The sequence below is a fragment of the Ohtaekwangia kribbensis genome, from assembly GCF_042676245.1.
Classification (GTDB): Bacteria; Bacteroidota; Bacteroidia; order Cytophagales; family Cyclobacteriaceae; genus Ohtaekwangia; species Ohtaekwangia kribbensis.
Genome location: NZ_JBHTKA010000004.1, coordinates 366438 through 376976 on the forward strand (window position 1 = coordinate 366438; position 10539 = coordinate 376976).

7 protein-coding genes are annotated in these 10539 nt (G+C 42.8%); 3 read left to right on the forward strand and 4 right to left on the reverse strand.

The features are described from left to right. The first annotated feature begins 28 nt into the window (after positions 1 to 28). Together kynU and ACFQ21_RS14795 are read left to right on the forward strand one after the other, a co-directional pair. Positions 29 to 1297 (forward strand): kynureninase, encoded by a 1269-nt coding sequence (kynU, locus tag ACFQ21_RS14790; RefSeq protein ID WP_377580037.1) that lies wholly within the window; start codon positions 29 to 31, stop codon positions 1295 to 1297. Beyond that, positions 1294 to 2637 (forward strand): FAD-dependent oxidoreductase, encoded by a 1344-nt coding sequence (locus tag ACFQ21_RS14795; protein ID WP_377580038.1) that lies wholly within the window; start codon positions 1294 to 1296, stop codon positions 2635 to 2637. The genes kynU and ACFQ21_RS14795 overlap by 4 nt, the downstream gene beginning before the upstream one ends. A 23-nt stretch (positions 2638 to 2660) precedes the next feature. Here the strand turns inward: ACFQ21_RS14795 and ACFQ21_RS14800 are convergent, their stop codons facing one another. The 4 genes from ACFQ21_RS14800 to ACFQ21_RS14815 form a co-directional block, all read right to left on the reverse strand. Further along, entirely contained in the window at positions 2661 to 3494 is an 834-nt protein-coding gene (locus tag ACFQ21_RS14800; protein ID WP_377580039.1) for a hypothetical protein, read from the reverse strand. A gap of 122 nt (positions 3495 to 3616) precedes the next feature. Further along, positions 3617 to 5104 (reverse strand): MltF family protein, encoded by a 1488-nt coding sequence (locus ACFQ21_RS14805; protein ID WP_377580040.1) that lies wholly within the window; start codon positions 5102 to 5104, stop codon positions 3617 to 3619. Between the two features lie 106 nt (positions 5105 to 5210). After that, positions 5211 to 6032 carry a glycerophosphodiester phosphodiesterase family protein gene (locus ACFQ21_RS14810; protein ID WP_377580041.1) on the reverse strand — a complete coding sequence of 274 codons (822 nt, stop codon included), beginning with the start codon at positions 6030 to 6032 and terminating at the stop codon, positions 5211 to 5213. 92 nt (positions 6033 to 6124) lie between these two features. Then, the gene (locus tag ACFQ21_RS14815) at positions 6125 to 9502 is read right to left on the reverse strand and encodes a TonB-dependent receptor (protein WP_377580042.1); all 3378 of its coding nucleotides are present in this window, start codon (positions 9500 to 9502) and stop codon (positions 6125 to 6127) included. Between the two features lie 441 nt (positions 9503 to 9943). Between ACFQ21_RS14815 and ruvA the strand changes: the two genes are divergently transcribed. After that, a complete protein-coding gene (ruvA, locus tag ACFQ21_RS14820) occupies positions 9944 to 10537 on the forward strand; it encodes a Holliday junction branch migration protein RuvA (RefSeq protein WP_377580043.1) in 594 nt (197 codons plus the stop codon). Positions 10538 to 10539 lie beyond the last annotated feature (2 nt).

Below are 10539 nucleotides of genomic sequence, written 5' to 3' on the forward strand. Positions count from 1 at the left end.
ACGTAAATTATTCCGTAATCATTCCGCTATGAAATTCAAGAACAGCTTGCAGTTTGCAAAGAAACTGGACAGAGAAGATCCGCTTCGCAGTTACCGGAATAAATTTCTGATTCCGAAAATCAACAATAAACAATCCATTTACCTGATCGGTAATTCTCTGGGACTTCAACCTAAAACTACCAAGCAGTTTATTAACCAGGAGCTTGAAGACTGGGCGAAGCTGGGTGGTGAAGGTCACATGCATGCCCGCAATCCATGGCTATATCATCATCGGTTAGCGAAGAAAACGCTGGCGGCTTTAGTGGGCGCTAAACCTTCAGAAGTGGTAGCCATGAATCAACTCACCATCAATCTTCACTTAATGATGGTGTCGTTTTATATACCTACTACAGAACGCTATAAAATTATAGCCGAAGCCGGGGCATTCTCATCCGATCAATACGCGTTTGAATCACAGATAAAGTTTCATGGTTTAAATCCAGACAAAGTACTCATAGAACTTAAACCGCGCGAAGAAGAATTTACCCTGCGAACGGAAGATATAGTGCGAACCATTATGGAGCATGGTCGCGAAGTAGCGATGGTGCTATTGGGAGGTGTGCAATACTATACCGGGCAGTTATTTGATATCCCAAAAATTACCGCAGCCGCACATAGCGTTGGTGCTATAGCCGGATTTGACCTGGCGCATGCTGTTGGAAATACACCTTTGAATTTGCACAAAGATGACGTTGACTTCGCTGTATGGTGTAGCTATAAATATTTGAACGCTGGTCCGGGTGCTATCGCTGGCGCGTATATACATGAGAAGTATGAAAGCAATACGGAACTACCACGCTTTGCCGGCTGGTGGGGACACGATGAAGGCGAACGCTTCAACATGCAGAAAGGTTTTAAACCGATGAAGGGTATCGATGGTTGGCAAGTTTCCAATGTTCCTGTTTTTCAAAATGCAGCCTTACTTGCATCACTCGAAATATTCCAGGAGGCTGGTATAAAAGCACTGCGCAAAAAAAGTATAGCACTTACTTCCTATATGGAGTATATCTTAAAGGAGATTGATCCGCTGGAGAATACGCTAAAAATAATAACACCCGTTAATCCGGAAGAACGCGGATGTCAGCTTTCAATTTTCACGAAGCAAAACGGCAAGAAAATATTTCAACAGTTGAATAAAGCCGGTGTTATAACTGATTGGCGCGAACCAAACGTTATTCGCGTAGCACCGGTACCGCTGTACAATACATTTGAAGAGATCTATCGCGTAGGAGAAATCATAAACAGTCTCCTCAAATGAGTAAGCCTATAAAACACATCGCTATAGCAGGAGCCGGCCTCGTAGGGTCGCTGTTGGCTATATACTTGCGCAAGCGTGGCTATAAAGTCACGGTGCTTGAACGCAGACCGGATATGCGAAAGAACACGTTACTCGCAGGTCGGTCAATCAACCTGGCATTAAGCAATCGGGGTATACGCGCGCTTGAAGAAGTTGGACTTGCCGATGCTATCAGAAAAATAACCATCCCGATGCATGGCCGTATTATGCATGATATACTCGGCAATCTCACGTTTCAGCCGTATGGAAAGCAGGGAGAATTCATTAACTCAGTTTCGCGCAGTAGCCTGAACGTTGTATTGATGGATGCTGCTGAAGCTGCCGGTGCCAGCCTCCATTTTAACCAACGTGTTATGCAGGTTGATGCCGAGAAAACATCCATTACCATCGCGTCACCGCTGAATGAAATTTCAGAGTATACATTCGATCTGATTATTGGAGCCGATGGTGCTTTCTCCATGGTGCGGCAGTCACTGCAGACTTACGATCGGTTTGACTTCTCACAAAGCTATATCAATCACGGCTACAAGGAATTGCATATACCAGCTAGCGCAGCTGGTGAGTTTCAACTGGAAAAAAATGCTTTACACATCTGGCCGCGGCAAAGCTATATGATGATCGCGCTGCCGAATACTGACGGTAGTTTTACCTGCACATTGTTTTTTCCGTTTGAGGGAAATCCATCGTTCGAAACTTTACTGCCGGATGAAGCTGTGCGCAAGTTCTTCTCGAGTACATTTCCGGATGCTACACGACTAATGCCTTCGTTGTGCGATGACTTCGTTAGCAATCCTACAGCGTCTCTGGTTACGATGAAGTGCTATCCGTGGGTACGCAATAAAATACTCCTGATAGGCGATGCGGCGCATGCTGTTGTCCCATTCTATGGTCAGGGCATGAATGCCGGTTTTGAGGATTGTCGTATCTTAAATTCGTTGCTCGATACCTATACCAACAACTGGGATTATGTGCTCCCGGCATTTCAAAAGCAACGCAAACCTGATGCTGATGCGATCGCACAACTGGCGCTCGACAATTTTGTAGAGATGCGGGATTTAGTAGCCGATGCGGATTTTCTTCTGCGCAAAAAAATTGAAGCACGACTTCACGCCCTATATCCTGACAAATGGATTCCGCTATATTCCATGGTAACATTTCAGGATAATATCCGGTACTCCGAAGCCTACACCATCAGTCGTTCACAAGCAAAGATCATGAACGAAGTGATGAGCAGCCCCGGAATACAGGATCAATGGGAATCTCTGGACTTCAAAACTATAGCAGAATCACTTCAGCGATAGTCTACATCCAACAAAGCTATATTTCACTCTTCTGCCGAAGAGAAGCCACAGGTATAGGAGAAAGCATATTTGTTGGTACCGGCTAAATCATCAGTCCATACCAGTGACTCTACGTATGATGATGTATACACGTAAGTAAAATCCTGTGGCTGCTGCACTTCAGGACCACCCCCAACAGGCACTTCGTATACACCTTTGCCGGGATTGTTCTTTGAGAAGATATTCAGGAATGAAATATCATACTGCACAACCGGGTAAGACACAATGTTACACACCGGGAAGAATGCAGGATTACCCACAGCTTGCGCCAGTAACTTGAAAGGATTTGTTTTCTTGTCGTAAACAGAGCCTGTATACCCTGTAAAAGGATTACCGTTTACCGTTCCGCTTACAAACGTAACGTTTCCGCTGCCATAAGAGAGATCTTTTCTTATTACAAATGACGGAGGATCACCAGGCCCACCGTTATATTCGCTTTCAACGAGGTAGTCTATGACCGTTGGTGAAGCATAATGAAAATCAAAATGTCTTCGGAATCCATAAGAATCATATACGTTTGATTCTACTATGCCAAACGAACCATGCGTAAAATCAAAGCTATATTCCGGGGCAGGATTACCAGTATATATTTCCGCGCTGATCAATTGATTCGATCCGTTATAGTGAAAAAGAATTTTACTCACCGCAGCTTCGAGCTTTACCAGCCGGCCCGAACTACTGTAGTAGGCTTTATGCCATTCATCTTCCAAATAAACTTTATCGATACGACATGTGCGGCAATGCGAATCATCGCACGAGGAGATCACGATGAGGCAAAGCAATAGCAATGCACCCATCAGCATTTTGAGGGTTTTCATAATTAAGAGAGGGTTAAAATTTAATACGATAGAAAAGTTATCAAAAAAGTAAGTAGCCGCAGCGAACCTTCGTATATTTTTAAATACGTTCCAACGCTTACAGTATATACTGCTACTATATTCTAATTTGCGGTTACTGCGCTTTGTATAGCGCGCTCATCGAACAGATCGTCCTTGATGTGAATTTTATATTCTTCGTATCGATCGAAAACATCCTGTATATAATTAACAGGTTCTTCACACTTGCAATACCCGGCCGAGACAACGGGATCGCGATAAAATTTAGGATCAGATTTTTTCAACAGATACATTTGAACATTATCGTCCCACAACGAAACGCTTTTATCCTTTCCATGTTTCTGCAATAATTTCTTGGCATCCAGTATATGCGATAATCCGGCGTTGTACGATGCCAGCACAAACTTGAGACGCTGCACAGAATCCGGCACGGACTTCTTCCAGTATTTATCGAGATACTTTAAATAGCTAACTCCGGCATTAAGACTCTGCTGTGGATCGTTCACATTTTTAGCACCATAACGTTTCGCGGTCTCCGGCATCAGCTGCATCAATCCTTTAGCACCAGCCCACGATTCTTCACGCGGATTGAATTTAGATTCCTGGTAAACAACTGCCGCGAGTAAACGCCAGTCCCAATGCAATTTAGCAGCACCTTGCTTAATCATGTCATCGTATGGAGAAAGGCGATTGCTGCCGTATGAAAAATAGTCACTTTTCATCCGCACCAGCGAAGTGCGCGGACTTTTAAAATAACGATTATAGATCACCATAAACGTTGGTTCTTTCTTGATACGCAAGAGCCAATCGTCTGTTGCTTTTAAAAGTTCCGGAGATTTCTTACGCACGGCCCACGCAATCTGGTGCGGTATACTGATCACCGTTTTTACATCAAGGTTTGGATAATACGCAGCATTTACCTGCGCCATGGTATGATCTGCTATAGTATATTCTATTTCGCCCGTTGATACTTTTCGTATCAACGATTCACTTTCTGTATTTATAGTATCTTCTTTAACAAGTATATCACTGCCTATCTCTTCCGATAAATTATGAAGTCGCATAGCGTGACTCGTGCCTTTTATAACATATACTTCTTTACCGCCTAATGCTGATGGCGTGCGAATAAGTGAATCGCTGATCTGATCTTCGTTTAGTTTGCGCCAGTTTGCAGGCTTGCGTTGCACAAGTACCTGGTATGTATTGAAATGCGGGCGCGTAAATGATACCAATGCTTTGCGCGGTTTATTAATCGTTAATGGGAAAGCTATAATATCGCCTTCACCTTTATTTAACTGATCAATAGCAGACTCTACACCACTGGTAACTTTTATTTTTAAACCAACTTTGAGGTGTTTCGCAAGATGTTGCAGAAGTTCATACTCATAACCCATAGGGCGGCCCTTGTATATAAAATAGCTTATGGAGTTATTATCCACGAGTGCATTTATATACCCTCTTTCGCGAATGGCCTGGAGGTCAAAATCAACAACCAGATCAGCCGGAAAAGCCTCTTTTTGAGGCGGATTGCAGGAAAAAGCCGTGGCCAGGAGTAGACAAATCACCAGCCAAAAGCGTACTAAAACCAACATAGTAAAGTCAAAGGTACAGCTTTCCGGTCACATTAAAAAAATGACTTACAACGGCATGGCTAGACGCAAATACACAGCATCACATATATAGGTATATCAACACAAACTATTTTTGCTGTAGTAATTTCGAAACCTCTACAGGAAAATCAGTTATCAAAATATTCAATTTCATCTTTTGAATCATAGAACGATAAAATTCAACGCTATATAGCATTGCTTTATTACGCATGGACTCGCTGGCATCGGCTATGATGCTTATTTTAAGCTGATGTATAATATTAATAAGTGACACATCCGTGGCTGAAGTCACATACGCCACCAGGTTATCGTGTGGTATATTTATTTTTTGTATGACATTCCACGACTCAACATCTTTCGCAAGAAAAGATATAGCTATAACGTTCGACAAGCTATATACTTTTGCAGTAACTGCCGGGTTAAAGGTAAGTGCAATACATTTCCTCGCCATGTCATATTCATCCACAAGACTAATTACATCCTTCCATATATCATCTTTCACATCGAGCATTAGCACAACGTTATTGCTTTTGGCATACATAAGCACATCACGAAACGCTGGTACCGATTCGTCCGTGAGCATCCCTGATGAAGTTTTTAATTTCAGCGAATTAATATAGGCGTCTGTCAGCGTGGTGATATTTCCATTTCCGTTCGTTGTCCTATCAACTGCCTCATCGTGCAAAATATACAAGGTGCCATCCTTGCTTTTACGCACATCCACTTCCACCACAACAGGCTTTAATGCACAATTACCAACGGTATATCGAATAGCAGTCAGCGAGTTCTCCGGCAACAGATTATAAAATCCTCCACGATGCCCGCAAATGAGCAATGCATCATGCTCGCTTTGACTAAAAACCGGCATCGCAGCTATACATAGCAATGCTATACTTATTACTCTGATCATATACTTCATTCCGCAAATCACTTTATACTTAATTCCTATAAAAAGAAAAAGGCTCCGAAGAGCCTCTTTCCATATGAAACATTTACGAAGAATTAGTTTCCGAAGATATAGCGGATACCTAACTGCATCTGCCATACGTTATCGATCGTAGCACTCTTGATGAAAGAATCTTTCAGTAATGTTACACTACCATCCGATTGTGTTTGTGTAGCCAAACGATATACCGGCTGACCTTGTGCATTGATGCTCGCTATGCTCAACGGAGCAGTAGTAGTAGCCTGATAGCTTACTCCCCACTTATCGTTGATCAGGTTACCAACGTTAAGTATATCTGCACGAAGTTGAATTGTGTTTCTTTTTTCTTTTGCTCCAACTTTCACAGTGAATTCCTGAACAACAGTTAAATCGAATCTTGTTAACCAAGGGAAGTAACCACCGTTTCTTTCTGCATACTGACCTCTGCGAGTCTTCAGGTAATCATTTCCTTCGATGTACGCATCGAAGGCAGCTTGCTGTTCTTCAGCTGTTGCACCGGCAAATGTGCTTGAAGCAGCGATAGGCGCAAACAGAAGATCAGAAGCGCGGTTAGGCACATACAACAGATCGTTGTTCTGACCATCACCGTTCAGATCGTTAGCACCACCACTGGTAGGGTATGTATAAGAGATTTTAGAACCGCTTGTTGATACCATACCCAGAGAGATTGTTGTAGAACCTCCGATCTTGTTTCCATACTCAAATCTATAGCTAGCATAACCGCTTATACGGTGACGGATGTCGTTATCAGCATAAGATGTACCTAAGTAATTCTGACCTGCAACGGTAGGAATATTGGCTTGTACTGTACTTCCTACAGACTGAATGTCTTTCGCCATGCCGTATGTATAGGCAACCATTCCACCAAAACCTTTTGAAACTGTTTTCTCCAGTTTGAAAGTAGCCGTATAGGAGCTTCCCTTTGTTGTGTTCTTCAACACAAATACGTTAGAAACCTGTGGGTTGTAGAAACGTGCCTGAGCCACTGTATTGTTAGCACCTGTACCGGAGCTTGCAACACCCGAAGCAGGGAAACGATCGCGTGTATCAGGCCCCGTAAAGTCACGATCAGCAGCCTTGAGGTTAGCATCGATATAGCGCAGACCTTGCAACGTTTTGTTGTAGATAAATTCTCCGGTTGCAACCAAACCCCAAGGTAATCTCTGGTCAACAGCGATGTCTGTCTTCCAGATCATTGGATACTTCAGATCCGAATCCGTTGCGTTAACAACATACGGAGCCAATGCAGAAATATCAGTGCTTGTAGGAACTATACCTGCAGGCAGTTCGCTCGGGCTAAGTCTGAATGGATAGTTAACATCCTGCACGTTGATCACGGCAGTATTCACACCGTTGTTACCAAGCTGGTTAGACACAAGCACTTGTGGTATACGTGACACAAAGAAACCACTACCTCCGCGGAACTGTGTGTTCTTATCGCCTTTCAAGTCATAGTTAAAACCAATTCTTGGCGATATCAGCAGGCGTGATTTCGGGAAAGCACCTGTATTAACTTTATAGTCTTTACCATCTTCATCTTTGAAAGTCATGGCACCTACAATCGGGTTGTAAAAGTCAGTAGCCGTACCGTTGTCGTATGCAAATATATCACCACGAACACCGGCTGTTAATTTAAATTGCTCGTTAACCTGGAATTCATCCTGAATGTAGAAGCTATAGGTAGCTACATTCAGTTTCTGCCACGGCTCAGCACCACCTGGTAATAATGAATAACGCAGGTTATATTTCTCTACGTTCACAGGTGAAACCGGATTGGTAGGATCGTTCTTATATGCTAAAGCTGCTGCTTTGAAATCGGTGATCGAGTTATATACATACAAACCGTTCGACACCGGGAAGAACAAGTTGTTGGATGTAAAGTGCTCGTAAGAAAGACCAAGTGTAAAAGTATGTTTACCGAGGAAGTACGTGAGGTTATCAGTAATGTTGAATGTAGAGTAGTTCAACTTGTTACTAGGCGTAAATGGATCGAACCCAAGTGAAGTATAAACGCTTCCCTGTGGTGTAGCTAAGTCACCATCCAAGATTTCAATGGTAGGGAACATGGCTGTTTTATACTTACGATCTTCAATCTGCTTGTTATAGGTAACAACTACGTTGTTGGCAATTTTGCTGCCGAAGGTTGAGTTCAATTCAGCAGCGATTGAACGTGTATTGTCCTGGATTATATAACCTGTGTTTTGTGGAGATATAGCCAGTGCACTGTTGGTACGGTTTCCGAAACCAGCGGTGTTACTACTGTTACTATCGCTGATTCGCTGATCTGATTCTGAATTGTGATGTGAGTAACGAATCGAAAGCTTGTGATGATTATTGATGTTATAATCCAGGCGGATAAGGGCCTTCTTACTGGTCAGTTCATTGTTGAAGTTATCAATCGCACCGATGTCGTAATTGAAATTGGTTCTCATGAAGTTACCCAGATCTTCGAGGTCTGATGCGAGTACGCGTGATACGTTACCACCAGAAGTTCCGCGGTTAGCCTGCCATGTAAGTGCTGGCGTGCTGCTTTCAAATTGCTCTGCGTTAATAAAGAAGAACAGTTTGTTCGGGATGATCGGACCACCGATACGTATACCGAAAGTTTTTTCATCGATATTAACGTTGCTGAGTTTTCTGCCATCAGCTTTTGTACCCGTCAGGTCATTATTTCTGAAGAGATAATAAACAGAACCATTTACATCATTTGTACCAGATCTTGTTACGGCATTTATACCGGCACCGGTAAAACCTGATTGACGAACATCGAACGGAGCGATGTTCAACTGAATTTCGTCAAGCGCATCCAGCGATACAGCTGCAGTCCCTGTACGACCACCTGCTTGCGCAGAGCTTCCTAAACCAAAACCATTATTAAATACAGAGCCATCAATCGTAAAGTTATTGAAGCGGCTATCCTGTCCTGCAAAAGAACGTCCGTTGCTATATGGGTTATATTTTACAATGTCGTTAACCGTTCTTCCGATGGTTGGCAAACTATTAATGGCTGCATTTCCGTAAGAGATATCAGCACCGGTACGATCCGAACTGAAGATATCATTCCGGGTACCTACTACAGTTACTTCCTGCAGTTCTGTGCTTGCGTCTGCAAGTTTTACATTCAAGTCAGCCTTTGTACCCAGATTCAGATATATATTATCATAAGTCTGCTCCTTGTAGCCAACAAAAGTTACTTTAACTGAATAAGGTCCGCCAACACGCATACCCGGTAAAGTATACCGGCCGTCTGCCAGTGTTGTTGTTCCATAAGTTGTTCCTGAAGGTGTGTGAACTGCCTGAATAGTAGCTCCTGGCAGCGGTTCTCCGTTGGCGTCAGTAATCACCCCTGCCATGGAAGATGTTGTAACCTGTGCCCATAGGCCCGTTACGGCCATCAGCATCAAGGCTAAGGTTAGTGGTAGAATTCTCCTCATTTTTATTTGATTTAGATTAATGGTTTTTAGAGCGCGTAAAAATACCCGAAGCGTGAGAATTAAACTTTAAAGCACGTTTAAATCTTTCCACAAATTGTTTACAATAAGTTAACAAGTGTCTAACCCCAAGTTCGATACTATACTGTTAACCTTTTGATCAGTAAATATTTAGGCTAATGTTAAAGAAATAATTCCTATTGATCAGACAGGCCGCTGGTTTATTTTAATCAATTTTTTCTTACATCGTTTGCATACCGGAGATGCGGGTAATGGAGTATTTCTACGACTCACACCAACGAAGTGCAGGTACCACCTGACCGGCCGGTAACGAACCCTATCTATATATCTGACACAACACTAAATCAACTTGGTGGCTACTCTTTTTTTTCGATTCTTTTGCGTTCTTTGTAGAACCCAAAACAACCTCTATTTTTTAATCTTATGATTGCATTCCTGAAAGGAAGGCTCGCACACCGCGACCCGACACACGTTGTAATTGATGTAAATGGTATAGGCTATCTGGTACATATCTCCTTACAAACTTTCTCGGATATTAAAGAACAGGAAAACATCATGCTTCACACGCATCTGTCGATCCGTGAAGATGCCCATGTGTTATTCGGGTTTAGCAGCGAAACCGAGAAAAAACTTTTTCAACAGCTTATATCTGTTAACGGTGTTGGACCAAGTACTGCTATCGTGATGCTCTCCTACATGAACAGCCAGGAGCTGAAGTCAGCTATAGTACATGAGAATGCCGCTGCGCTTCAAAGTATAAAAGGCATCGGAGGGAAAACCGCACAACGGGTCATTATAGAATTAAAGGATAAATTAAAAAAAGAAAGCTGGGAAGACAGCCAGCCTTCTATATCTGTAGGCCCTCACAATACTTTACGTAAGGAGGCGTTATCAGCTTTGCTTACGCTCGGCCTGCCCAAAGCAGCGGCCGAGAAAAGTGTTGATACCGTCCTGAAAAAATCAGGAAATACCATTACCTTAGAAGATTTAGTTAAACAAGCCCTAAAAAACGCCTAGAG

What these genes read in the sequence shown, in the direction of transcription:
- ACFQ21_RS14800 (WP_377580039.1), bottom strand. Translation starts at nt 3,494, where the DNA reads ATGAAAACCCTCAAAATGCTGATGGGTGCATTGCTATTGCTTTGCCTC.
- ACFQ21_RS14810 (WP_377580041.1), bottom strand. Translation starts at nt 6,032, where the DNA reads ATGATCAGAGTAATAAGTATAGCATTGCTATGTATAGCTGCGATGCCG.
- ruvA (WP_377580043.1), top strand. Translation starts at nt 9,944, where the DNA reads ATGATTGCATTCCTGAAAGGAAGGCTCGCACACCGCGACCCGACACAC.
- ACFQ21_RS14795 (WP_377580038.1), top strand. Translation starts at nt 1,294, where the DNA reads ATGAGTAAGCCTATAAAACACATCGCTATAGCAGGAGCCGGCCTCGTA.
- ACFQ21_RS14805 (WP_377580040.1), bottom strand. Translation starts at nt 5,104, where the DNA reads ATGTTGGTTTTAGTACGCTTTTGGCTGGTGATTTGTCTACTCCTGGCC.
- kynU (WP_377580037.1), top strand. Translation starts at nt 29, where the DNA reads ATGAAATTCAAGAACAGCTTGCAGTTTGCAAAGAAACTGGACAGAGAA.
- ACFQ21_RS14815 (WP_377580042.1), bottom strand. Translation starts at nt 9,502, where the DNA reads ATGAGGAGAATTCTACCACTAACCTTAGCCTTGATGCTGATGGCCGTA.